The organism is Methylobacterium sp. J-118 (assembly GCF_057836565.1).
This window is the reverse complement of the sequence record NZ_JBYQFA010000001.1, coordinates 1,698,699-1,723,676: the sequence shown is the minus strand read 5'-3', so window position 1 is coordinate 1,723,676 and position 24,978 is coordinate 1,698,699. Positions and strand designations below refer to the sequence as shown.

Sequence of the window (24,978 nt, the reverse complement as noted above, 5' to 3'; positions counted from 1 at the left end):
GCGGTCCGGAACCACCCTCACGCCGCCCGCACGGTGGCCAGGAAACCGGCGACCTCGCCGCGCAGCGCCTCGGATTGGCGGGACAGCGCGTCCGCCGAGCCGAGCACCTGACTGGCCGCGGCGCCGGTCGCCCCGGCCGCCTCGGCGACATCCGCGATGGTCCGCGTGACATCGCCGGTCGCGGAGGCCGCCTGGGACGAGTTGTGCATGATCTCCCGGCTGGCGACGCCCTGCTGCGCGATCGCCGCCGCCATCGCGCTCGCGACGTCGCTGATCTCGCGGATGCGCGCCCCGATCGTCTGCATCGCCTGCGCCGCGAGGCCGGTCGAGCTCTGCACCTGGGCGATGCGCTGGCCGATCGGCTCCGTCGCCCGCGCGGTCTGGGCGGCGAGTTCCTTCACCTCGTTGGCCACCACGGCGAAACCGCGACCGGATTCCCCGGCCCGGGCGGCCTCGATCGTGGCGTTCAGAGCGAGCAGATTCGTCTGCCCGGCGATCTGCGCGATCAGGTTGGCGACGTCGCCGATCTCGGTCACGGCGGAGTTCAGGGCGACGACGTGCTCGACGGTCCGCTTGGCCTCGGCCACGGCGGCCTGGGCGCGGCGCGCGGAATCGCCGGCCTGCCGGCCGATCTCGGAGACCGAGGTCCCGAGTTCCTCGGCTGCGGCGGCCGCCGCGCTCACGGTCTGCGCCGTCTGCGCGGCGGCGCTCGCCACCGTGACGGATTGCGCGGCGGTTCCGCTGGCGGCGGTGCTCATGGCCGAGGCGGTCGCCTGAAGTTCGGTGGCCGCGGACGAGACCATGCCGACGATGCCGCCGATCGCGGCCTCGAACGAATCGGCGAGGGCCTGCACGTCCGCGGCGTCCGCGACGAAGCGGTCTGCCCGCGCCCGCACCGCGTCGATCGCGGAACGCAGGTCCGGCATCTTGGCGTCCAGCATGACGAAGTCCTGCCGGAGTTCGGCCACCGTCGTGTTCAATTCCGCGCTCGCCAGCCGGATCTGGTGCTCATCGGTCTCCGCGATGGTTCGGTAGACGGTATAATTGAGCTGGTAGATCAGACGAATGACGCTCCGCGCGACCTGCGCCGCCTGCGCATCGTGGGCGACGAATTGCCCGTAGCGCGCGCCGATCGCGGTCAGGCGGTCGGTCGCAAGCCATACGCATGCGAACACGATGAGTCCGATCGTGAGCACGATCGTCAAGATTTTATGGATTGTTTTCAAGTGAATGCGCGGGATCATTCGCTATATCCTGAATAGTGTAAGCTTATTGACTGAAATAAATCTTTTCGCGCTGCGCCATTCTTGCTGACGATCGAACGGGATAATTTTTAAGTCTGTCGATCAGATGACCGGATCCCTGTGGGTTCGGGCCCGAGAGGCACAGAAATCATCGGCACTGGAGTCCCGCCATGGCGACCCTGATCCTGTCCTCCGCAGGCGCGGCCGTGGGCACCGCACTCGGGGGGCCGATCGGGGCGGTGGTCGGGCGGACGCTCGGCGCGGTCGCGGGCTCGGCCCTGGGCGGCGCCCTGTTCGGCTCCGGGCGGCATACGCGCTTCGTCGAGGGGCCGCGGCTCGCCGACGTGGCCGGGCTCACCTCCACGGAGGGCGATCCGATTCCCCGGGTCTACGGTCGCGCCCGGATCGGCGGCACCCTGATCTGGACGACGCGCCCGCTGGAGGTGGCCAACACCACGGTGGCGCGCGCCGCCGCGCCCGCCAAGGGCCTGGGCGGCCAGAGGACGGTCACCACACGCTACGCCTATTTCGCCAACCTCGCGGTCGGGCTGTGCGAGGGCGAGATCGCCTATGTCCGCCGGATCTGGGCGGACGGCAAGGAGATCGACCAGGCCGGCCTCACCCTGCGGGTCCATACCGGCGGCCCCGACCAGGCCCCCGATCCGCTGATCGTCGCCAAGGAGGGGGCGGCCGACGCCCCGGCCTATCGCGGCCTCGCCTACGTGGTGTTCGAGGGCCTGCCGCTCGCCGATTTCGGCAACCGCGTCCCGCAATTCGCCTTCGAGGTGATCCGCCCGGTCAACGGCCTGTGGCGCCGGATCCGCGCCGTCGAGCTGATCCCCGGCGCCAGCGAGTTCGGCCTCGATCCCGCCCGCGTCACCGTCGATCTCGGCTTCGGCCGGACCGAGGCCGCCAACCGGCACCAGCTCCAGCGCGCCACCGACGTCCTCGCCTCCCTCGACGCCCTCCAGGCCCTGTGCCCGAACCTGCGGCGGGTCGCCGTGGTGGCGACGTGGTTCGGCACCGACCTGCGGGCCGGGGCCTGCCGGGTGGTGCCGAAGGTCGAGGCGACGCAGAAGCGCGCCGTGCCGGAGGATTGGCGCGTCGCCGGGATACCCCGCGCGAGCGCCGAGGCGGTCTCGCTCCTGCCGGACGGCAACCCGGCCTATGGCGGCACCCCGAGCGATGCCGGGCTGACCCGGCTAGTCGCCGAGCTGGTCCGCCGCGGCCTGGAGGTGCTGCTCTACCCCTTCGTCATGATGGACGTGCCGGCCAGCAACGCGCTCCCCGACCCGCGCGTGCCCGGCGCGACCCAGCCGCCCTATCCCTGGCGCGGCCGCATCACCTGCGATCCGGCCCCGGACCTCCCGGGCAGTCCGGACGGGACCGCCGCCGCCGACGCGCAGGTCGCGGCCTTCTTCGCGGGTGGATACAACGCCGAGGTGCTGCACTACGCCGATCTGGCTTCCCGGTGGGCGGCCTCCGGGGTTCGGATCGCCGGCTTCGTGATCGGCAGCGAGTATGTCGGCCTGACCCGGGTGCGGGGCGCCTCCGGCTACCCGGCCGTGCAGGCCTTCCGGGCGCTGGCCGCCGCCGTGCGCGAACGCCTCGGCGCCGGTGTCGCCCTGGTCTACGGCGCGGACTGGACCGAGTACGGCGCCCATATCCGCGACGGCGGCGCCACGATCCGCTTCCCCCTCGACGATCTATTCGCCGATCCCGCCATCGCGGCGGTCGGGATCGACTGGTACGCGCCGGTCTCGGATTGGCGGGACGCGCCGGAGCATGCCGACCTCGCGGTGGCGGGCGACATCGCCGACCGCGCCTACCTCAAGGCGCGCGGCGCGTCGGGCGAGGGCTACGACTGGTACTACGCCGACGCGGAGGGCCGCGCCGCCCAGGATCGCCGCCCGATCACCGACGGCGCCGCCGGCAAGCCCTGGGTCTACCGGGCCAAGGACCTCGTGGCGTGGTGGTCGAACCCGCATGTGGAGCGGGACGGCGGCGTCGAGACCCGCACCACCGCCTGGGTGCCGGGCGCCAAGCCGATCTGGCTCACCGAGGTCGGGGTGCCGGCGGTGGACAAGGGCACGAACGGCCCCAACGTCTTCCCCGACCCGAAATCCGTCGAGAACGCAGTCCCGCCCGAATCCCGGGGCCTGCGGGACGAGCTGATCCAGCTCCGCGGGCTGGAGGCGGTGATCGCCCGGTTCGATCCGACGGTGCCGGGCTTCCGGGAGGCCGACAACCCGGTCTCGCCGGTCTATGGCGGCCGGATGGTCGACCCGGCCGGGATCTTCGTCTGGGCCTGGGACGCCCGGCCCTTCCCGGCCTTCCCGACCGTGCGGGGGGTCTGGGCCGATACCGGCAATTGGCGCATCGGCCACTGGATCACCGGGCGGATCGAGGGCTGCGACCTCGACCTGCTGGTCCTGGCGATCCTGGCCGATTTCGGCTTCGACGCGGCGGTCTCGGTGGAGGCGGCGGCCTATCTCGACGGCTACGTCGTCGACCGGCCGCTCTCGGCGCGCGGCGCCCTGGAGACCCTGGCGCAGGTCTACGGCCTCGACGTCTCGGCGGTGGCCGGCACCCTGCGCCTGCGCGGGCCGCGCCGCGACCGGCCGGTGGTGCTGGCGGAGGCCGATCTCGTCCGGCTCGCCGCGGAGCAGCCCGTGCTGCGCCAGGTCCGGGCGGAGGAGAGCGCCCTGCCGCGCACGGTGGAGCTCGGCATCACCGAATCCGAGAGCGCCGAGTACCGCCGCGCCGCGGCCGCGGCCGTGCGGCCCGTCGGGGAGCGGCGGCGCGAGACCCGTATCGAGACGGCGATCGTCACCCGCCGCGAGACCGGCGACGGGCTCGCCGAGGGGTTGCTCGACCGGATCATCGCGGCCCGCGACAGCGCGGTCTTCACCCTGAGCCCGCGCCGGGTGGAGCTGGAGCCGGGCGACCTCCTGGCGGTGCCCGCGGCCGTGCCGGGCGGCACGGTCCTGCGCCGGATCGACCGAATCGACGACGCCCCCACGGGCCGCCGGATCGAGGCGAGCGGGGTGCCGCCCCGGGCCGGGCCGGGGCGCGGCCTGTCCCGCAGCCCGGCTTTGACCGCGGTGGCGCCGCCGGCCTTTCCGGGGCCGCCGCTGGCGCTCGCCCTCGACCTGCCGGTGGACCGCGGCAGCCCGACGGTCCTGCAATACCTCGCGGTGGCGGCCGAGCCCTGGCCCGGCACGGCCGCGATCTGGCGGGCCGAGGGGTCGGGACCGCTCGCGCTCCAGGGGGTCGTGGATTACCCCGCCTGCCTGGGGCGGACCCTCACGGCGCTGCCCGCCGGGCCGCTCTGGCGGATCGACCGGCACCGGAGCCTCGACGTCGGCCTGCGCCGGGGCGGGACGCTCGCGTCGATCGGCGAGGCCGCGATGCTGGCCGGGGGCAACCTGTTCGCCCTGATCGGCCCGGACGGGGCCGTGGAGCTGCTCGGCGCCGCGAACGCCGTGCTGATCGGGGCCGACACCTACCGGCTCTCCCGTCTCCTACGCGGGCTCGCGGGCAGCGAGGCGGCCGCCGGCCGGGCGGCTCCGGCGGGCAGCCTGATCGTGCGCCTCGACGAAGGCGCCGTGGTGCCGCTGGTCGACCGGCTCGACGCGGTCGGCCGCGGCTTCCGCTACCGGATCGGGCCGGCGGATCGCGATCCGGGGGATCCGGCCTTCACGGAGCTCGCCGCCACGGCCGGGCTCGGCGCGCTCGCGCCGCTGCGGCCGGTCCACCTGCGGGCCCGCCGGGAGGCGCAGGGCGTGCGCCTGTCCTGGATCCGACGGGTGCGCCGCGACGGCGATGCCTGGGAGCCGGCCGAGGTCCCGCTCGACGAGCCCGAACGCTACGCGGTCACGGTGTTCTCGATCGCCGGCACCCCCCTGCGCACGCTCCGGGCCGAGGCCCAGACCCTCCTCTACGCCGACGAGGCCGCCGATTTCGGTGGCCCGCAGGCCGTCCTCGACGTGGCCGTTGCGCAGATCGGCGCCGTCGCCGGCCCCGGACCCGCCTGCCGCGCCCGCATCCCCGTCCGCTCGGCCTGACCCTCGGGAGCCCCCATGTCCGACGCCACGCCCCATCTCGGCCTGCCGCTGATCGCCGCGAGCCAGGCCCAGAAGCACGTCACCCACAACGAGGCTCTGGGCCTCCTCGACGCGCTCGTGCAGCTCGCCTGCCTCGACAAGGACCTCACGGCGCCGCCGGCGAGCCCCGTCGAGGGCGACCGCTACCTCGTGGTCGCGGCCGATCCGGGGGGCGCCTGGGCGGGGCTCGGCGGACAGGTGGTGCGCTACGCCGACGGCGTCTGGACCGGCGCGGTCCCCCGGGCCGGCTGGTTCGCCTACCTGGTAGACGAGGCCGACCTCTACGTGTTCGACGGCGCGGCCTGGACGAGCTTCCGCCGCACGCTGACGGCGATCCAGAGCGTGAGCCGCCTCGGGATCAACACCGGGGCGGACAGCACCAACCGCCTCGCCGTCAAGTCGGATGCCGCGCTGCTCACCTGGGACGACGTCACGCCCGGCTCCGGCGACATGCGGATCGCCGTGAACAGGAAGGACGCGGCCCGCGACGCCGCGCTGGTCTTCGAGACCGGCTACGCGGCCCGGGCGCTCCTGGGAACGCTCGGGAGCGACGACTTCGCCCTGAAGGTCTCGGCCGATGGGGCCGCCTTCGCCACCGCCCTCACCGCCGCGGCGAAGACCGGCGGGATCGACTTCGCCTCGACCGAGACCGCGCTCGCCGCCGCGGCCACCACGGATCTCGGCGGCACCGGCACCCGGCGGGTCCTCGTCACCGGCGCGGCCCGGATCGCAAGCTTCGGCGCCGTGCCCGACCGCGAGCGGTTCGTGCGCTTCGCGGCCTCCGCGACGCTGGTCCACGATGCCGCGACGCTGGCGCTGCCGACCCGGGCCGACATCGTGACGGGGCCCGACGACACCTGCATCGCCACCTCGGACGCGGCGGGCCGCTGGCGCGTGCGCCATTACCAGCGCGCCGACGGGACGCCGCTGGCGGTCGGCGCGCAGACGCTCGCGGCCAACGGCTCCGTGCGGTTCGCGGGCGGGCTGATCCTGCAATGGGGGCTCGTCACCCCGTCCGATCCGCAGGCCGCGGTGTCGTTCAACCGCGCCTTCCCGAGCGGCTGCGTCGGCATCTGGACGCAGGCGGCCGCCAACGAGGACGGCGCCCTCTACGCCGCGCAGGTGACCGACCTCACGGTGACGGGGTTCACGATCCGCCTGCGCCGCGCCGCGTCCGGCTCGGTCTCGGGGGCGAAGAACGTCTCGATCTTCTGGCTGGCCCTGGGTTTCTGAGCCTTCAGCCGGGGTCGAGGGCCGCCAGCATCACGGGCTCGATCGCCGCGTAGCCGGCGGCGTTCAGGTGGATTCCGTCCTCGGTGAATGCGCGTCGCAGCGCCCCGGATTCGGTGGCGAGGGGGGCGTGATAGTCGATGAAGCGGGCGGCACCCGCGGTGCAGCAGGCGTGCAGCCACGCGTTCAGGGCGCGGATGCGCGCCGCCGGCCGCAATTCGGGACGCCACCCCCGGAAATCGCTCGGCATCACGGAGCCGATCGCGAGGGGCAGCCCGGCCTCGAACGCCATCCGCCCCATGGCCAGGATGTTCCCGGCGATCGCCCGGTCGGAGACCGGGCCGCCGATCGCCGCGATGTCGTTGATCCCGCACAGCAGATGGATCCCGCGCCCGCCCGCGGTGTCCCGGAGGAACCGCGCGCGGATCTGGCCGCTCGTCTCGCCCGGGACGCCCCGGGCCAGGAACCCGCGGTGCGCGAAGGTCTCGGGGCGCGCCAGGCCCCAGCCCGCGGTGATCGAGTCCCCGATGAACACCAGCGGCCGGTCCCGTCCGCGTCCCACGCCGTCCCCCCTCCGCGCCGGTCCGCTCCGTCATCGCACGGGCGAGAACCGCGTCGCAACGCGCGCGGGAACCGAGACCGGGACGAGGCCCGAACCGGCGTCGAACCCGCCACCGAACGGAGAACCGCCCATGCCGAATGCCGCAGCGGAGAAGAGCCCGGAGAACGGCTTCGCGGCCGAATGCCGTCGCCTCGGACCCCGCCTGATGCGCGACCTCGGGCTCACCGACATCCAGGCCGCGGGGCTCCTGGGCAATCTCGGCCATGAGAGCGGGGGCTTCCGCCAGATCCAGGAGATCGCCCCCACCGTCCCGGATTCCCGCGGCGGCTGGGGCCTCGCCCAATGGACCGGCGCGCGGCGTGACGCCATGGAGGCATGGTGCCGGGCGCACGGCCTGGACCCCGCCGTCCGGGAGGCGAATTACCGCTATCTCTGTGCGGAATTGCGCACCGCCGAGGCCCCGGCGCTCGCCGCCCTGCGGGCCGCCGCGACCCTCGAAGCCGCCACCGAAACGGTGTGCCGTCGCTACGAGCGGCCGGGCATCGTCGCCCTGTCCAGCCGCCTGGGCTGGGCCCGCCGGGCGCTCGCGGCCCTGCGCGACCGTCCCGCCGGCACGACCGGCCCGCACGGGCGGCGCTGAGCCCCCACAGGTTCCCGAGCCGGCCGGGTCCGCCGCGCGATCACCGATGGAGACCGATCATGACGCACCGCTTCCGCGCGGGGCTCGCCCTCGCCTGCGCGGCCTTCCCGGCCGCCCTCGTGTCTCCGGCCCACGCCGCCGCGGCCGGCGTGACATTGCCCTGGGGCGACTGGCTGACCGCGCTGCTCCAGCCGGTCTCGGCGGTGCTCGTGCCGCTCGCCGCCGCCGCCGTGACCGCCGGCATCGCCCGGGTCGCCCCCTGGGCGGCCTCCGTGATGACCCGCGACCGGGTCGAGGCCGCGATCCGGGCCGGCGCCGAGTTCGGCCAGAACGCCGTGGCCGGCGCCGCCCGGGGCCGGACCGTCAGCGTCGATCTCGGCTCCGCGGTGGTCGCGGCCGGCGCCCGCCACGTCTTGGCCCATGCCCCCGCCCGCGTGGTCCGGACGGCCGGCGGGGCCGAGGGCGTCGCCGCCCGGATCTTCCGGGCCCTGCCCCTCGATCCCCAGGCGAGCGCGGCCAACGTCCTCGCCCCCGCGCTGCGGCAGCTGCGGGAGGCGGATCGCGCGCCGGCCGCGCGGCAGGGCTGAGGCCGGGCCGGCGCATCCTCCGGGGGAGATCGCGACCATGACGCATGTCCGCATCCCGCCCCGCAGGCGCGCCGGACCTGTCGCCGAACCCTCCGAGGACGAGGCCGGGCCCGGCCTCGCCCTCGGGGGCCGGGCGCGGGCGATCCGCTTCCCGCCGTTCTGGCACGCGTGGTTCGCCCGCCAGACCGAGGCGCGGCTCGCCGCCCTCGACGAGTTGGTCGACGCGCATGTCGAGCGGCGGGCGCTGCGCCGCTACCTCCGCCGGCTCAAGCACGCCACCGTGCTGGCCTTCCTCGCCGCGGCGGCGGTGGCGCACTGGTTCTCGGATCAGATCGCGTGGCTCGCGGAGCGGATCCCCGCCCTGCGGGCCGTCTGGAACCTCGTCGCGGGAGGGTGAGATGGGACTGACCTTCGACCGGATCCTCGATCGCCTCTGGCTGGTCCTCGCCGGCGCGGCGGCCCTGGCCCTCGCGCTCCACGGGGGCGCAGAACTCGGGCTGCGCGGCTGGTCCTCCGGGGCGCCGGTCCAGACCGCCCAGGCGGCCGCCCCGGCCGCGCCCGGCCGCACGGACCGACCCGGCGCCGGGTGCCGGGACGGGGGCGCCGATCCGGTCCGCTGAGGCGGGCCGCGTCCTCCTCCGCGCGGGCGGCGGCGCCCGGGAACCGGGGGGCGCCTCGGCCGTAATGACGGCACCATGCCGTCCGCGATCCGCACGTCCGCACTCCGCCCACCCGATGCGCCCGCCGCCGGAGGCCAACGGCTACGTATTCAGGGGGCATTCAGTGCCCTCGGCCCACATCTCCTGCCAATGCGCTACGCCATCGCCCTCGTCGCCATCAGCCTGACCGCCGCGGCCCTCGCCGCGGGCGGCCTCGGCTCCATGGCCGACGACGGCCCGGCCCCGCAGACCGGCGCCGTCTCGGGCCCGGCGCCGATGCGGATCGAGACCTGCCTGTCCCCCGCCGACATGCGCGAGGAGGTCGGCGAGCGGCGGGTGATCCCGCCCGTGGCGGCGATCCGGGCGGCCCGCTCGGTGATCCCCCGGGCCGAGATCCAGCGGGCGAGCCTGTGCCGGCACGACGACACCCTCGTGTACATGCTGACCGCCTTGCGCCGGGACGGGCATTTCGTGCACGTCATCGTCGATGCGCGCACCGGCAGCGTGGCGGGACAATATTGAGCGGGCGCCGAAACCGTCTCGGAGGGGAGTGAGCCGTGCGTCTGCTCGTCGTGGAAGATGACAAGGACATCAACCGGCAGGTGGTCTCCGCCCTGGAGGAGGCCGGCTACGTCGCCGACAAGGCCTATGACGGCGAGGAGGGCGGCTATCTCGGCGAGAGCGAACCCTACGACGCGATCATCCTCGACATGGGCCTGCCCAAGGCCGACGGGGTCACGGTGCTGCAGAAGTGGCGCCGGGCCGGGGTGAAGACGCCGGTGATCATCCTCACCGCCCGGGACCGCTGGTCCGACAAGGTCGACGGCTTCGATGCCGGCGCCGACGACTACGTGACCAAGCCGTTCCACATGGAGGAGCTGATGGCCCGGGTCCGCGCGCTCCTGCGCCGGGCCGCCGGCCACGCCTCCAGCCAGATCACCTGCGGGCCGGTCACCCTCGACACCCGCTCCGGCAAGGTCTTCGTCGACGGCGCCCAGGTGAAGCTGACCAGCCACGAATACCGGCTGCTCTCCTACCTGATGCACCATACCGGCCGGGTCGTCTCCCGGGCGGAACTCACCGAGCATCTCTACGACCAGGATTTCGACCGGGATTCCAACACCATCGAGGTGTTCGTCGGGCGCCTGCGCAAGAAGCTCGCAGTCGACCTGATCCAGACCGTGCGCGGCCTCGGCTACCTGGTCGATCCCAACCAGCCGCCGGTGCGGGTGTGACCGCGAGGCCGGTGCCCGGCACGCTGCCGGCCGTGTTCATGCGCGGCGGCACCAGCAAGGCGCTGATGCTGCACCGCCGGGACGTGCCGGGGGACCTCGCCGCCTGGGAGCCGGCCTTCCTGTCCGCCATGGACAGCCCCGACCCGTTCGGGCGCCAGCTCAACGGCATGGGCGGGGGCGTGTCGTCGGTGTCGAAGATCTGCGTGGTCGAGCGCTCGGCCCGGCCGGAGGCCGATCTCGATTACACCTTCGTGCAGGTGGTGGTCCGCGAGGGGCGGATCGACCTGTCGGGCAATTGCGGCAACATGCTCGCGGCGGTGGGGCCGTTCGCGGTGGACGAGGGGCTCGTGCAGGTCGCGGACGGCCTGGTGTCCCTGCGGATCTACAACACCAACACCCGCAAGCTGATCGAGGCCGGCTTCGCGGTCCGGGACGGGCGGGCCGTCTACCGGGGCAACCTCGCGATCCCCGGCGTCACCGGCACCGGGGCGCCGATCCGCCTCGACTTCGTCGATCCGGGCGGCGCCACCACCGGCCGGCTGCTCCCCACCGGCGTGGTCCGGCAAACCCTCGCCGTGCCCGGCCTCGGCCCGGTCGAGGCCTCGCTGGTGGACGCGGCCAATGCCTGCGTGTTCGTCCGCGCCGCCGATCTCGGATTGTCCGGGACCGAGCTGCCCGCCGCCCTCGAGGCGGTGCCGGGCCTCCTCGACCGGCTGGCGCGGATCCGCCGGGCCGCCTCGGTGGCGATGGGCATCGCCCCCGACCTCGAGGCCGCCGCGCGGATCGTCCACGTGCCGTTCGTGGGCCTCGTCGCGCCGCCGCGGGAGGCCGGCAGCCTGTCCGGTGAGCGCGTCCGCGCCGGGGATGTCGATCTGACCGCCCGGGTGATCTCCAACGGCGTGCCGCACCAGGCCCTGCCGCTCACCGCCACCCTGTGCCTCGCGGTCGCCGCCCGGATCGACGGCAGCCTCGTCCACGAGGCCGCGCGCCCCACCGGCGCGGCCCTGCGGGTCGGCATGCCGTCGGGCATCCTCACCGCCGACGCCGCCGTGGCACGGGACGGGGACGGATGGCGGGCGGAGCGCGGTTCGTTCTTCCGCACCGCGCGGCCGCTGATGCGGGGGGCGGTGTACTATGATGCGCTGGCGCCCTAAGCGTCGGGCGTCCCCATGATCGACCTCATCGCCCTCTTCTCCCTGCGCCGCCGCTCCATCGCGGTGCGGCTGGCCGTGTCGGCGTTCCTGTCGAGCTCGGCGATCCTGCTGATCGCGGCCTGGATCCTCACGACCCTCTACCGGGAGAACACCGAGCGGTCCTTCGACAGCCGGCTCCTGGTCTTCGCCAACAACCTCGCCACCGATCTCGTCTCGCCCAACGATCCCGAGAGCCGGACCTTCTCGCTCGGCGATCCGCGCTTCGATCTGCCCCTGTCGGGCTGGTATTGGCAGGTCGGCAAGCCCGACGCGAAGCCCCGGGACGTGCGCACCTCCCGCTCCCTCGTCGGGGTGCCGCTGCCCGCGGCCACGGATTCGGACGGCAAGGTCGGGATCGGGCAGATCCGCCAGGGCTACGGCAAGGGCCAGGACGGGCGCCTCCTGCGCATCATGGAGCGCGACGTCGATCTCGGCGAGGAGGGCCGCTACACGGTGCGGGTCGCCGGGCCCGCCGACGAGATCGTCAACGACGTCGACCGGTTCCGCAATTCGCTGACCATCACCTTCGGCCTGCTCGGCCTGTCGCTGGCGCTCACCACCCTGCTGCAGATCCGGTTCGGCCTCGCGCCGCTCAAGAAGATGCGCGCGGCGCTCGGCGCGGTCCGCCGGGGCGAGGCCGACCGCATCACCGGCACCTACCCGCGCGACATCGCCCCGCTCACCGGCGAGGTGAATCTCCTGATCGAGACCAACCGGGAGATCCTGGAGCGCGCCCGCACCCAGGTCGGCAACCTCGCCCACGCCCTGAAGACGCCGCTCTCGATCATCGTCAACGAGGTCGGCGCCTCGGACGCCCCGGAGGAACTGTCCCAGAAGATCCGCGAGCAGGCCGCGGTGATGCGCGACCAGGTGAACTATCACCTCGACCGCGCCCGCGCCGCCGCGCTCGCCGGGACGCTGGGCACCTCCACGGAGGTTGAGCCGGCCCTGGCCGGGCTCGTGCGGACGTTCGGAAAGATCTACCGGGACAAGGATATCGCCTACGACGTCCACGTGCCGCCGGGCCTGCGCTTCCGGGGGGAACGCCAGGATTTCGAGGAGATGGTCGGCAACCTCGTCGACAACGCCTCGAAATGGGCCCACGGCCGGGTGGCGATCCGCGCCGAGGCGGTGGCCAAGGACGATTATCCCCACCTTCTCGTCGCCATCGAGGATGACGGGCCCGGCCTACCCCCGGAGGCGCGCCAGGCGGTGCTCGGCCGGGGGCGGCGGCTCGACGAATCCAAGCCCGGCTCCGGCCTCGGCCTGTCCATCGTGGCGGATCTCGCGACCCTCTATCGCGGGCGCTTCACCCTGGAGCAGGCGGCGCTCGGCGGCCTGCGGGCGGTGCTGGAGGTGCCGGGCGACGCACCGGTGGGGGCGGCAACCCTCTGACGCGGGCCGGGGCGATCGGAGACCTGACCCCTCGTCTCTGCCCCCTTGTCATCGCGCGGGAGTTGCGTGACACCGTGCCGCCGCCGGGGGGTGTCGTGGCGTCCCGCCGCCGGCTCCACATGGCGTGGGGAGGCGCGGGCCGGTCGGGCCCGCTGGCGAAGGTTCGATGACGGCGATCTGGTTCATCCTGGCGGCCATGACCGCGGCGGCCGTCCTCGGCCTGCTCTGGCCGATGTCGCGGCGCGCCGCCGTGCCGGCCGGCGAGGCGGGCGGGACCGCCATCGCCACCGAGACCGCCTTCTACGAGGATCAGATCGCCGAGATCGCCCGCGACTTGGAGCGCGGCCTGATCGCCCCCGAGGAGGCCGAGTCGGCCAAGGCCGAGGCGGCGCGCCGCCTGCTCCGGGCGAGCCGCGAGGCGCAGCTCGAGGCCGAGGATGCCGGGGCCGCCGAGGCGGCGCGTCCGGCCGAGCCGCGCCTGCGCCGGCGCCGGGCGGCCTCCGCCTTCGCGGTCTCCACCATCCCCCTCGTGGCGCTGATCGCCTACGGCCTCTACGGCTCCCCGGAACTGCCCGCCCAGACCCCCGCCGACCGCGCGGCCGCCCGCGGCGGCACCGACGAGCTGATGAAGGCGGTGGGACAGATCGAGGCGCGGCTCGCCCGGGATCCGAACGATGTCCGCGGCTGGGCGGTGCTCGCCCCGGTCTACATGCGCACCGGCCGCTTCGACGACGCCGCCCGCGCCTACGCCAACATCGCCCGGCTGAAGGGCGAGACCGCCGACCTGCTCGCCGACCAGGGCGAGGCGCTGACGGCGGCGGCCGACGGCACCGTCTCGCCGGAGGCGAAAGTGCTGTTCGAGAAGGCGCAGGCCAAGGACCCGAACGCCTCCAAACCCCGCTTCTATCTCGCCCGGGCGGCCGAGCAGGCCGGCGATACCGGCGCGGCGATCGGTCAGCTCACCACCCTCGAAGCGTCGAGCCCGCCCGACGCCCCCTGGCTCGGGATCGTGCGCCAGACGCTCGCCCGCCTCAAGGGCGAGCCGCCGCCGCCGGCCGCGGCGCCGCAGGCCGCCCCGAAGATCCCGGCGGAGCAGCAGGCCGCGATCCGCGGCATGGTCGACGGGCTCGATGCCCGGCTCAAGAGCGGCGGCGGCACGCCGGACGAGTGGCTCCGGCTCGTCCGGTCCCGGGCGGTGCTCGGCGAGCCCGATCAGGCGGCCGCCGCCCTGACCCGCGCCCGCGCGGCCCTGGCCGGCGATCCGCAGGGTCTGGCCCAGGTCGAGCAGGGCGCCCGCGCCATCGGCCTCGATTCGGAGGGGGGCCCCGCCCGGCCGGCCGCTCCCGCCCCGCCCGGGCCGGCGGCCCAGGCCGAGACCGAGGCCGCGATGGCGGCCGTGCGCGCCATGCCGCAGGCGGAGCGCGACGCGGCCATCCGCGGCATGGTCGAGGGCCTCGACCGCCGCCTGGCCGCCCGGGGCGGCACCCCGGACGAGTGGCTGCGCCTCGTGCGCTCCTACAGCGCGCTGGGCGACCGCGACCAGGCGATCAAGACCCTGGATCGCGCCCGGATGGCGCTCGCCGCCAACGGCGAAGCGGTGGCGCGGCTCGACGGGCTCGCCCGGGAACTCGACCTGCCCGGCAAGCCCGATCCCTGACCCCGCGGCGGCGCGATCCTCCGCACGTGCCGCAGGTTGGATGCCCGCTGTGAAGCGTCGGTACGACGAGCCTCCGCCGTCCCGTCGAACACGGTCTGGGTTAAGACTTTCACGTCCTGTCGAGGCTAGCGCATCGGTCTAAATATCGGAATCAGGACGATGCGCCAGGCCCCCGGGTTTCGCATCATCTTTTGCCGAAAGCAGGAAACCACCTTTCGGGGTGATGCTCTATGGCTTGCGATATCGAGACCTTGAATCCAAGGCGGTGAACATCTCGCCCAATCAGCCGCATTGCACGCCCCTTCAGGCTTCGAGTCGCTGTGCCCGGGGATTGTAGGGGTGTGGCGGCCACGATAGATGATGCGGACCCTACCAGAGGAGAAGCCTATGGCTGTCATGTCCCGCGATTTCGGGGGGCTGAAGTTGTCTGGCCGCGAAGCGGAAACGTTTGTGCGCCAAGTGGCGTCGAGCGAGACGCTGCAAGTCGTCCTGGCCTCTCTCGAACGAGGCCGTAGACTGCACAGATTGATGGCCGAACAGAGCAAGGTCACTGTCGATGCAGGGCACAGAGGGCACGGCAAATAGCGCGCTGTCATACATCATCAGAACGATTCAGAAAGGGGATTGCAAATTACCCTTCGCACTTGCTGGAAAACAGCATGAGTCGCTGAAAATTTATTTCCGAAAGGATTCCGAGCGCGCTCGTCGGGAGCTGATCACTCAGACATACGTGGCTGTTCCGAACGATTCTATTACTAGCTATATATTGGGCTACATTAGCCTCATGAGCGCAGAAATCGCCTTCGCTGGGACATATTCCATACCCGATAAGCCGCGTGCTGATCGCTATCCTACCCAGCCGGCCATCCGAATCGCGCGTCTGGCTGTGGCGGATGGTGCCCGCGGATGCGGGGTCGGCCGGGACTTGTTATCCCTGTCCATATCGATTGCGATAGACCACGTTTGCGCCAGTGTAGGATGTCGCTTCCTCATCACGAATGCGAAACCGGAGTCGGTCGGCTTCTACGGCAAGTACGGGTTCACACTGCTGGATACGGATGAAAACCGTGCGTCGATTGCGCCCATCATGTGGCTCGATTTGCGTCCCTACGTCGCGACGATCGACGGTTGAGAGCACCACGACGTCACACCGGCATCTCCGCGTAACGCGGCAGTGCGGCGCACGACGGCCGATACGACAATCGGTCCCGATGCCTGCCCTTGACCCACGCCGCTGCGGGGTCGACACCCTGATGCGATAGAATGAGAACGGTTCGGGTCTGGGCGGCGATCCGCCCGCCGGATCCCCTGGGGTGGACGTAACGTGACGCGAAAGAGCCGCCGCCTGATCCTGATCGCCGCCTGCGGCAGCGTGCTCGCCCTGGCCGTGGGGCTGATCCTGTTCGCCATGAGCGGGTCGATCGTGTTCTTCCGCTCGCCCTCCGACATCGCCCTCCAGGGCATCGCGCCGGGCACCCGGCTGCGGCTCGGTGGCCTCGTGAAGGACGGATCGCTCAAGCGCGGGCCCGACCAGACGGTGGATTTTTCTGTGACCGACACCAACGCCACCGTCGAGGTCCAGTACAAGGGTCTGCTGCCGGACCTGTTCCGTGAGGGGCAGGGCGTGGTGGCCGAGGGCATGCTGGAGCCGGGCGGGCGGTTCCGGGCCGACACCGTCCTGGCCAAGCACGACGAATCGTACATGCCCCGGGAGGTCGCCGACGCGCTCAAGGCGCAGGGGCGCTGGCAGGAGGGCGGCAGCAACGGAAGCCCGAAGGCCGTCACCGCGTCGACCGAAAAAACCCTCGGCCCCCGCAGCGAGCGGTAAGAGACCCCGCATGATCGTCGAGACCGGCCATTTCGCGCTCGCGCTCGCGCTCGCGATCTCCCTCGTCCAGACGGTGATGCCCGTCTGGGCGGCGCGATCGGGGGACCCGGCGCTCCGCCAGACCGCCTCGCAGGCGGCGCTCGGGGCCTTCGCCTGCGTGCTGTTCGCCTTCGCGGCGCTCACATACGCGCACGTCACCTCGGACTTCTCGGTCCAGAACGTCGTCGAGAACTCGCACACGCAGAAGCCGCTGATCTACAAGATCTCCGGCGTCTGGGGGAACCACGAGGGCTCGATGCTCCTCTGGGTCTTGATCCTCACCCTGTTCGGCGCCTGCGTGGCGGTGGCGAGGAATTCCGTGCCGCCGCGCCTGCGCGCCAACACCCTGGGCGTGCAGGGCCTGATCACCGCGGTGTTCGTGCTGTTCATCATCACGACCTCGAACCCGTTCAGCCGGGTGATCCCGGCGCCGCTGGAAGGCAACGACCTCAACCCGCTGCTGCAGGATCCCGGCCTCGCGATCCACCCGCCGCTCCTCTACATCGGCTATGTCGGCTTCTCGATCAGCTTCGCCTTCGCGGTCGCTGCGCTGATCGACGGGCGGATCGACGCCGTCTGGGCGCGTGCGGTGCGGCCCTGGACGCTCACCGCGTGGTGCTTCCTGACGCTGGGCATCGCGATGGGCTCGTACTGGGCCTATTACGAACTCGGCTGGGGCGGCTGGTGGTTCTGGGACCCCGTCGAGAACGCCTCCCTAATGCCCTGGATCGCCGGCACGGCGCTGCTGCACTCCACGGTGGTGATGGAGAAGCGCGACGCCCTGAAGGTCTGGACGGTGCTGCTCGCGATCCTGACCTTCTCGCTCTCGCTGATCGGGACTTTCCTGGTCCGCTCGGGCGTCATCACCTCGGTCCATTCCTTCGCCACCGACCCGACCCGGGGCGTCTTCATCCTGGCGATCCTGATCCTGTTCATCGGCGGCTCGCTGACCCTGTTCGCGTGGCGGGCGCCGCTGCTGCGCCAGGGGGGGCTGTTCGCGCCGATCTCCCGGGAGGGCTCGCTGGTCCTCAACAATCTCTTTCTCGTGGCGGGCTGCGCCACCGTGCTGGTCGGGACCCTGTACCCGCTGCTGCTGGAGATGCTGACCGGGGAAAAGATCACGGTCGGTCCGCCCTTCTTCAACGCCACCTTCGTGCCGCTGGCGATTCCGCTCCTGCTGATCGTGCCGTTCGGACAGGCCCTGGCCTGGAAGCGTGGCGACGTGCTCGCCGCCACGCAGCGCCTGTTCGCCGCCCTGGCGGTGGCCCTGGCGATCGGCTTCGCAGTCTTGGCCCTGACCTGGGGCGGGCCGGTCATGGCGCCGGTCGGCATCGGACTCGGCGCCTATCTGCTGATCGGCTCCGCCCTTGAGATCGTCTCCCGCGCCCGGGGCTACGGGGCGAGCCGGGCGCGCTCCCTCGGCCAGATCGGACGCCGCGCCGCGGGCCTCCCGCGCTCGGCCTGGGGCACCGCGCTCGCCCATGCCGGCGTCGGCGTGGTGGTGATCGGCATCGCCGCCCAGGGCTGGGCGACCGAGGGGCTGGCGACCCTCAAGCCTGGCCAGACTCTGGTATCGGGACCCTACGTGGCGACCCTCGACCGGGTCGGACCCCGCCAGGGCCCGAACTACGAGGAGGCCGCCGCCACCCTCACGATCCGGACGCGCGCCGGCGACGAGGTCGGGCAGGTGGAGACCGGCAAGCGCTTCTACCCGAGCCGCAAGATGGCGGTGACGGAATCGGGCCTGCTGACGATCGGCGTGAGCCAGGTCTATGCCAGCCTCGGCGAGATGGGCCAGGACGGCGGCGTCGGCCTGCGCCTCTACTACAAGCCGCTGGTGCTGCTGATCTGGCTCGGCGCCGTGGTCATGGCTCTGGGCGGCGGCCTCTCGCTCACCGACCGCCGGATGCGCGTGGGCGTCCCCGCCAAGGCGAAGGCCCGGCCTCTCCCCGCCGCGGTGCCGGCCGAGTGAGGGCGGACATGATGGCCGACGCGGTTTTCCCTCCCCCCTCTGCGGGGGAGGGTGGGCCGGCCGTCTGGCCGGGTCGGGAGAGGGGAGCACCGTATCCGGAGATGTCGCACCGGAAGCCTCATCCTGTACCGTCGCGCTGCCCCTCTCCCCCCCTGCTTCGCCGGGTACCCTCCCCCGCGGAGGGGGGAGGGAAGAGCGCGCGGGTCCGTTTCGCTTTCGCGGTCTTTGCGGCCCTCGCGCTCATCACCCCCGCCCACGCGGTCCAGCCCGACGAGGTGCTGAAGGACTCCGCCCTGGAGCACCGGGCCCGGGAGATCTCCGCCGAGCTGCGCTGCCTCGTCTGCCAGAACCAGTCGATCGACGATTCCGACGCGCCGCTGGCCAAGGATCTGCGCCTGATCGTGCGCGAGCGCCTGCAGACGGGCGACAGCGACCGGGCGGTGCTGGACTACGTCGTCGCGCGCTACGGCGAGTTCGTGCTGCTGCGGCCGGTCTTCGCCCTGCACACGCTGCTGCTGTGGCTGACGCCGGTGCTGGCGGTCCTGCTCGGCGGCTTCGGCCTCTGGCGCCTCGCGCGCCGCCGGCCAGCCGCGCCGGTCCGGACCCTGTCGCCCGCCGAGGAGGCGGAGGTCGCCGCGCTGCTGCGGCGGGAGTAGACTCGGGCCGGGTCGCGATTCGCCGGCATCGGGCGGCACAAGTCTTGGATCGGGGATCGCAGACCGCAGGATCGGCGACGTGCCCGGGGGCAGGACGATGACGGCTGCTACGCTCACCATCTCGAGCCGCAACTACTCCTCCTGGTCCCTGCGGGGCTGGCTGATCTGCCGGATGGCCGGGCTCGATTTCGAGACGGAGGTCCTGTCCGGCGCCGATGCCGGCAGCCGGGCGGAGTTGCTGCACCTGTCGCCGTCCTTCCTCGTGCCGCGCCTGCGCCACGGCGACGTGGTCGTCTGGGACACGCTGGCCATCGCCGAATATCTTGCCGAGACCTTCCCGGAGGCCGGCTTCCTGCCCGGCAGCGTCGCGGAGCGGGCCCATTGCCGCTCGATTTCCGGCGAGATGCATTCCGGCTTCGTGAACCTGCGCTCGGCCCTGCCGATGAACCTGCGCGCCTTCCACCCGGGCTTCCGGGTGTTCAACGGCGCGAAGGCCGATATCGACCGCATCTGCACGATCTTCGACGACTGCCTCGACCGCTACGAGGGGCCGTACCTGTTCGGCGCCCGGCCCGGCCTGGCCGATGCCCTGTACGCCCCGGTCTGCACGCGCTTCCGGACCTACGACGTCGCCCTGCCGCCCCGCGCCGCCGCCTATCGCGACACGATCCTGCACTGGCCGCTGATGGTCGAGTGGGCCGAGGCCGCCGCCGACGAGCCGGACGAGATCGAAGAGCTGGAAATGGAGTTCTGAACCGGCGGCCCGATGGGCGCGGCCCGGGGCGCTCCCGGTGCGTGCAGCGTCACCGCGGGACGGCGAGCCTACGGGACAGCATGCAATTTCTTGCAGGGCACAAAATCATGTTGCAGCGCAAGAACGTTTCTCCGGCGATCGGAAGGTTCTAAGAACGCGTTCTCCGACAGCCATTTACCGACGCCCTTGCTGCGACCGTACGGCAGGTGACAGTTCGACAGGCGTCCTTTGTCGAGCGACCGGACAGCACGATTGAAGCCGACCGGCATTTCTGTTCCTCTTCGCATTAGAAAAGGAACAGACTGGGTTGGAAATCATGGCGCGTCACGAGCCCTGGAGCGCGGAACGCGCCACCGGGATCATCGCCGAACATACCCATCTCGAAGGGGCGACGCTGCCGATCCTGCACGCGCTGCAGGAGACCTTCGGCTACGTCGACCAGGGGGCCGTGCCGCTGATCGCGGAGGCGCTGAACCTGTCGCGCGCCGAGGTGCATGGCTGCGTCACCTTCTACCACGACTTCCGCGCGCATCCGGCCGGCCGCCACGAGGTGAAGCTGTGCCGGGCCGAGGCCTGCCAGGCCATGGGTTCGGACAAGCTCCACCGGGAGATCCTCGGCCGCCTCGGCTGCGGCTGGCACGAAACCACCGCCGATGGCGGCGCCACGGTCGAGCCGGTCTACTGCCTCGGCCTCTGCGCCAACGGCCCCGCCGCTTTGGTGGACGGTGAGCCCCTGGCGCACCTGACCGCCGACGCCCTCGAAGCTGCCCTGACGGAGGTGCGCCAGTGAGCGTCACGCTCTACGTTCCCCGCGACGCCGTCGCCCTCGGCCTCGGCGCCAACAAGGTCGCCCGCGCCCTGTTCGCCGGCGCCGAGCGCCGCGGCCTCGACGTCACCATCGTGCGCACCGGCTCCCGGGGCCTGACCTGGCTGGAGCCGATGGTCGAGGTCGGCACGCCGGAGGGGCGGATCGCCTACGGCCCGGTGAAGATCGAGGACGTCGACGCCCTGCTCGACGCCGGTCTGACCACGGGCGGCGACCACGCCCTGCGCCTCGGCGACCCCGAAAAGATCCCCTACCTCGCCCGGCAGCAGCGCCTGACCTTCCACCGCTGCGGCGTGATCGATCCGGTCTCCGTGGACGATTACCGGGCCCATGGCGGCTATCTCGGCCTCGAGGCCGCGCTGAAACTCGACGCCGAGGGCATCGTCGCGGCGGTGCGCGAGTCCGGCCTGCGCGGCCGGGGCGGCGCCGGCTTCCCGGCGGGCATCAAGTGGAACACGGTGATGCTCGCCAAGGGCGAGCAGAAATACGTCGTCTGCAACGCCGACGAGGGCGATTCCGGCACCTTCGCCGACCGGATGATGATGGAGGGTGACCCCTTCAACCTCATCGAGGGCATGACCATCGCCGGGATCGCGACCGGCGCCACCCGCGGCTACATCTACCTGCGCTCGGAGTATCCGCAGGCGTTCGCGACGCTGAAGGAAGCGATCGCCAACGGTATCGACGCCGGCGTTCTCGGCCACGACATCCTGGGTTCGGGCAAAAAATTCCACCTGGAGGTGCGGCTGGGGGCCGGCGCCTATATCTGCGGCGAGGAGACCTCGCTGCTGGAGAGCTTAGAGGGCAAGCGCGGCATCGTCCGGGCCAAGCCGCCGATCCCGGCGCTCAAGGGCTTTCTGGGCAAGCCGACGCTGGTCAACAACGTCATGACCTTCACGGCCGTGCCGTGGATCCTGGAGCATGGCGCCCAGGCCTATGCCGATTACGGCATGGGCCGCTCCCTCGGCACCCTGCCGATCCAGCTCGCCGGCAACGTCAAGCACGGCGGCCTGATCGAGATGGCCTTCGGCATCACCCTGCGGCAGGTGATCGAGGAGTTCGGCGGGGGCACCCGATCGGGCCGGCCGGTCCGGGCCGTGCAGGTCGGCGGGCCGCTCGGGGCCTACTTCCCCGATCACCTGCTCGACACGCCGCTGGATTACGAGGCGATGGCGGCCCAGAAGGGCCTCGTCGGCCATGGCGGCATCGTCGTGTTCGACGACACCGTTGACATGGCGAGCCAGGCCCGCTTCGCCTTCGAGTTCTGCGCGACCGAGTCGTGCGGCAAGTGCACCCCGTGCCGCATCGGTGCGACCCGGGGCGTCGAGACGATGGACAAGGTGATCGCCGGCATCCGGCCGGAGGCGAACCTGAAGCTGGTCGCGGACCTCTGCGAGGTCATGACCGACGGGTCGCTCTGCGCCATGGGTGGGCTCACGCCGATGCCCGTGATGAGCGCGATCACCCACTTTCCCGAGGATTTTCGCCGCGCGGGCTCGCTGCCTGCGGCGGCCGAGTGAGGTAGCGCCATGGCCCTCATCAAAGAGATCGACTACGGCACGCCGATCCGCGTGGCGGAGCAGACCGTCACCCTGACGATCGACGGCATGAGCGTGACGGTTCCGGCCGGCACTTCGGTGATGGCGGCGGCGATGCATGCCGGCACGCAGATCCCGAAGCTCTGCGCCACCGACTCGCTGGAGCCCTTCGGCTCCTGCCGCCTCTGCCTCGTGGAGATCGAGGGACGGCGCGGCACGCCGGCCTCCTGCACGACCCCGGCCGAGAACGGTATGGTGGTGCACACGCAGAACGAGAAGCTCGCCAAGCTCCGCAAGGGCGTGATGGAGCTCTACATCTCCGATCACCCGCTGACCTGCCTGACCTGCGCGGCCAACGGCGATTGCGAGCTGCAGGACATGGCGGGCGTCGTCGGCCTGCGCGACGTGCGCTACGGCTACGAGGGCGACAACCACGTCGCCCCGACCGCGGAAAAATACCTGCCGAAGGACGAGTCGAACCCGTACTTCACCTACGACCCGTCGAAGTGCATCGTCTGCAACCGCTGCGTCCGCGCCTGCGAGGAGGTGCAGGGCACCTTCGCGCTGACCATCGCGGGGCGCGGCTTCGACAGCCGCGTGGCGGCCGGCCCGACCAACTTTTTCGAATCCGAGTGTGTCTCGTGCGGCGCCTGCGTGCAGGCCTGCCCGACCGCGACGCTCCAGGAAAAATCGATCCACGAATTCGGCCAGCCCGAGCACGCGGAGGTCACGACCTGCGCCTATTGCGGCGTCGGCTGTTCGTTCAAGGCTGAGATGCAGGGCGAGCGCGTCGTCCGTATGGTTCCCTACAAGGGCGGCAAGGCCAATGAGGGCCATAGCTGCGTCAAGGGCCGCTTCGCCTACGGCTACGCCACCCACAAGGACCGCATCACCAAGCCGATGATCCGCGAGAAGATCACGGATCCGTGGCGCGAAGTCTCCTGGGAGGAGGCGATCGATCGCGCCGCGAGCGAATTCAAGCGGATCCAGGCCAAGTACGGCAAGGATTCGGTCGGCGGCATCACCTCGTCGCGCTGCACCAACGAGGAGGCCTACCTCGTCCAGAAGCTCGTGCGCGCCGCCTTCGGCAACAACAACGTCGATACCTGCGCCCGCGTCTGTCATTCGCCGACCGGCTACGGCCTGATGTCGACGCTCGGCACCTCGGCCGGCACCCAGGACTTCAAGTCGGTCGAGAATTCCGACGTGATCCTGGTGATCGGCGCCAACCCGACCGATGGCCATCCGGTCTTCGGCTCGCGGATGAAGAAGCGCCTCCGGCAAGGCGCCAAGCTCATCGTCGCGGACCCGCGCAAGATCGACCTCGTGAAGTCGCCCCACATCAAGGCCGACTTCCACCTGCCGCTGAAGCCCGGCTCCAACGTCGCCTTCATCAACTCGCTGGCGCACGTGATCGTCACCGAGGGTCTGGTCGACGAGGCCTATATCCGCGAGCGCTGCGACCTCGCCGAGTTCGAGTCCTGGGCCCGGTTCATCGCCGAGGACCGCCACTCCCCGGAGAACCAGCAGCAATTCACCGGCCTGGACCCGGCGGAGGTCCGCGGGGCGGCCCGGCTCTACGCCACGGGCGGCGCGGCCGGCATCTACTATGGGCTGGGTGTCACCGAGCACAGCCAGGGCTCGACCATGGTCATGGGCATGGCCAACATCGCCATGGCCACCGGCAACATTGGCAAGCTCGGCGCCGGCGTGAACCCGCTGCGCGGCCAGAACAACGTCCAGGGCTCCTGCGACATGGGCTCGTTCCCGCACGAGCTCACCGGCTACCGCCACGTCTCGGACGACGCCACCCGCGAGAGCTTCGAGGCCCTGTGGGGCGCCAAGCTCGACGGTGCGCCGGGCCTGCGCATCACCAACATGCTGGACGAGGCCGTCGAGGGCGCGTTCAAGGGGATGTACATCCAGGGCGAGGACATCGCCCAGTCCGACCCCGACACGCACCACGTCACCGCGGGCCTGATGGCGATGGAGTGCATCGTCATCCAGGACCTGTTCCTGAACGAGACCGCCAAATACGCCCACGTGTTCCTGCCGGGCGCCTCGTTCCTCGAGAAGGACGGCACCTTCACCAACGCCGAGCGCCGCATCTCGCGGGTCCGCAAGGTCATGGCGCCGCTCGGCGGCTACGGCGACTGGGAGGGCACGGTGCTGCTCTCCAACGCGCTGGGCTACAAGATGGAATACAGCCACCCGTCCGAAATCATGGACGAGATCGCCGGCCTGACGCCGAGCTTTACCGGCGTGTCCTACGCCAAGCTTGACGAACTCGGGTCGGTGCAGTGGCCCTGCAACGAGAAGGCGCCGCTGGGCACGCCCATGATGCACGTGGACCGGTTCGTCCGCGGCAAGGGCCGGTTCATGATCACCGAGTTCGTGGCCACCGAGGAGCGGACGGGGGCGAAGTTCCCGCTGATCCTCACCACGGGCCGGATCCTGTCCCAGTACAATGTCGGTGCGCAGACCCGGCGCACCGAGAACTCGCGCTGGCACGAGGAAGACGTGCTGGAGATCCACCCGTTCGACGCCGAGCTGCGCGGCGTCGTGGACGGCGACCTTGTGTCCCTGGAGAGCCGTTCGGGCGACATCGCGTTGAAGGCCAAGGTCTCGGAACGGATGCAGCCCGGCGTGGTCTACACGACCTTCCACCACGCCAAGACCGGCGCCAACGTCATCACCACCGACTTCTCGGATTGGGCGACCAACTGCCCCGAATACAAGGTGACGGCGGTACAGGTCCGGCGGACCAACCGGCCGTCCGACTGGCAGGCGCAGTTCTACGAGGAGGATTTCTCGCTGACGCGCATCGCCCAGCGCCTCGACGCGGCGGAGTGAGGCG

20 protein-coding genes and 1 pseudogene are annotated in these 24,978 nt (G+C 71.7%); 19 read left to right on the top strand and 2 right to left on the bottom strand.

Going from position 1 to position 24,978, the window contains the following annotated elements; all coding sequences use genetic code 11:
* Positions 1-17: 17 nt before the first annotated feature.
* Positions 18-908, bottom strand: a pseudogene (locus AC3IF3_RS08275) (methyl-accepting chemotaxis protein); the annotation flags it as partial.
* Positions 909-1,414: 506 nt separating this feature from the next.
* On the opposite strand from AC3IF3_RS08275, the gene AC3IF3_RS08270 reads away from it, so the two are divergent.
* Positions 1,415-5,311: a baseplate multidomain protein megatron gene (locus AC3IF3_RS08270; protein ID WP_489228205.1), complete on the top strand. Its 3,897-nt coding sequence runs from the start codon at positions 1,415-1,417 to the stop codon at positions 5,309-5,311.
* A 15-nt stretch (positions 5,312-5,326) separates the two neighbouring features.
* Positions 5,327-6,583 (top strand): DUF2793 domain-containing protein, encoded by a 1,257-nt coding sequence (locus tag AC3IF3_RS08265; RefSeq protein ID WP_489228203.1) that lies wholly within the window; start codon positions 5,327-5,329, stop codon positions 6,581-6,583.
* A gap of 4 nt (positions 6,584-6,587) precedes the next feature.
* Here AC3IF3_RS08265 and AC3IF3_RS08260 read toward each other — a convergent pair whose 3' ends face one another.
* Entirely contained in the window at positions 6,588-7,142 is a 555-nt protein-coding gene (locus AC3IF3_RS08260) for a GDSL-type esterase/lipase family protein (RefSeq protein WP_489228201.1), read from the bottom strand.
* A 130-nt stretch (positions 7,143-7,272) separates the two neighbouring features.
* Here AC3IF3_RS08260 and AC3IF3_RS08255 point away from each other — a divergent pair, with 130 nt between their 5' ends.
* The 17 genes from AC3IF3_RS08255 (at position 7,273) to fdhF (ending at position 24,974) form a co-directional block, all read left to right on the top strand.
* Positions 7,273-7,782: a phage tail tip lysozyme gene (locus tag AC3IF3_RS08255; RefSeq protein ID WP_489228200.1), complete on the top strand. Its 510-nt coding sequence runs from the start codon at positions 7,273-7,275 to the stop codon at positions 7,780-7,782.
* 59 nt (positions 7,783-7,841) lie between these two features.
* Positions 7,842-8,369 carry a hypothetical protein gene (locus AC3IF3_RS08250; protein WP_243968986.1) on the top strand — a complete coding sequence of 176 codons (528 nt, stop codon included), beginning with the start codon at positions 7,842-7,844 and terminating at the stop codon, positions 8,367-8,369.
* 37 nt (positions 8,370-8,406) lie between these two features.
* Positions 8,407-8,766 carry a hypothetical protein gene (locus AC3IF3_RS08245; protein ID WP_489228198.1) on the top strand — a complete coding sequence of 120 codons (360 nt, stop codon included), beginning with the start codon at positions 8,407-8,409 and terminating at the stop codon, positions 8,764-8,766.
* A gap of 1 nt (position 8,767) precedes the next feature.
* Positions 8,768-8,989 carry a hypothetical protein gene (locus tag AC3IF3_RS08240; RefSeq protein WP_243968990.1) on the top strand — a complete coding sequence of 74 codons (222 nt, stop codon included), beginning with the start codon at positions 8,768-8,770 and terminating at the stop codon, positions 8,987-8,989.
* Positions 8,990-9,178: 189 nt separating this feature from the next.
* Positions 9,179-9,550, top strand: coding sequence for a PepSY domain-containing protein (locus tag AC3IF3_RS08235; protein WP_489215136.1), 372 nt, complete (start codon positions 9,179-9,181; stop codon positions 9,548-9,550).
* A 35-nt stretch (positions 9,551-9,585) separates the two neighbouring features.
* A complete protein-coding gene (locus tag AC3IF3_RS08230; protein ID WP_243968994.1) occupies positions 9,586-10,263 on the top strand; it encodes a response regulator transcription factor in 678 nt (225 codons plus the stop codon).
* Complete coding sequence (locus AC3IF3_RS08225) at positions 10,260-11,417, top strand: 2-methylaconitate cis-trans isomerase PrpF family protein (protein ID WP_489228196.1); 1,158 nt, start codon at positions 10,260-10,262, stop codon at positions 11,415-11,417. The genes AC3IF3_RS08230 and AC3IF3_RS08225 overlap by 4 nt, the downstream gene beginning before the upstream one ends.
* Positions 11,418-11,432: 15 nt before the next feature.
* Entirely contained in the window at positions 11,433-12,851 is a 1,419-nt protein-coding gene (locus AC3IF3_RS08220; RefSeq protein ID WP_243968998.1) for an ATP-binding protein, read from the top strand.
* A 166-nt stretch (positions 12,852-13,017) separates the two neighbouring features.
* The gene (ccmI, locus tag AC3IF3_RS08215) at positions 13,018-14,508 is read left to right on the top strand and encodes a c-type cytochrome biogenesis protein CcmI (protein WP_489228194.1); all 1,491 of its coding nucleotides are present in this window, start codon (positions 13,018-13,020) and stop codon (positions 14,506-14,508) included.
* 556 nt (positions 14,509-15,064) lie between these two features.
* Entirely contained in the window at positions 15,065-15,640 is a 576-nt protein-coding gene (locus AC3IF3_RS08210) for a GNAT family N-acetyltransferase (protein WP_489228192.1), read from the top strand.
* Positions 15,641-15,832: 192 nt separating this feature from the next.
* Positions 15,833-16,336, top strand: a complete 504-nt coding sequence (gene ccmE, locus AC3IF3_RS08205; RefSeq protein ID WP_243969004.1) for a cytochrome c maturation protein CcmE — start codon at positions 15,833-15,835, stop codon at positions 16,334-16,336.
* Between the two features lie 10 nt (positions 16,337-16,346).
* Complete coding sequence (locus AC3IF3_RS08200; protein ID WP_489228191.1) at positions 16,347-18,347, top strand: heme lyase CcmF/NrfE family subunit; 2,001 nt, start codon at positions 16,347-16,349, stop codon at positions 18,345-18,347.
* Between the two features lie 242 nt (positions 18,348-18,589).
* On the top strand, positions 18,590-19,003 hold the full coding sequence (locus tag AC3IF3_RS08195; RefSeq protein WP_243969031.1) for a cytochrome c-type biogenesis protein: 414 nt from the start codon (positions 18,590-18,592) through the stop codon (positions 19,001-19,003).
* Between the two features lie 97 nt (positions 19,004-19,100).
* Entirely contained in the window at positions 19,101-19,757 is a 657-nt protein-coding gene (locus AC3IF3_RS08190; protein ID WP_489228189.1) for a glutathione S-transferase family protein, read from the top strand.
* A 316-nt stretch (positions 19,758-20,073) separates the two neighbouring features.
* Positions 20,074-20,547 carry a formate dehydrogenase subunit gamma gene (locus AC3IF3_RS08185; RefSeq protein WP_243969009.1) on the top strand — a complete coding sequence of 158 codons (474 nt, stop codon included), beginning with the start codon at positions 20,074-20,076 and terminating at the stop codon, positions 20,545-20,547.
* Positions 20,544-22,103 (top strand): formate dehydrogenase beta subunit, encoded by a 1,560-nt coding sequence (locus tag AC3IF3_RS08180; protein ID WP_489228188.1) that lies wholly within the window; start codon positions 20,544-20,546, stop codon positions 22,101-22,103. Before AC3IF3_RS08185 ends, AC3IF3_RS08180 begins: the two co-directional genes overlap by 4 nt.
* A 9-nt stretch (positions 22,104-22,112) precedes the next feature.
* The gene (gene fdhF / locus AC3IF3_RS08175) at positions 22,113-24,974 is read left to right on the top strand and encodes a formate dehydrogenase subunit alpha (protein WP_489228186.1); all 2,862 of its coding nucleotides are present in this window, start codon (positions 22,113-22,115) and stop codon (positions 24,972-24,974) included.
* Positions 24,975-24,978 lie beyond the last annotated feature (4 nt).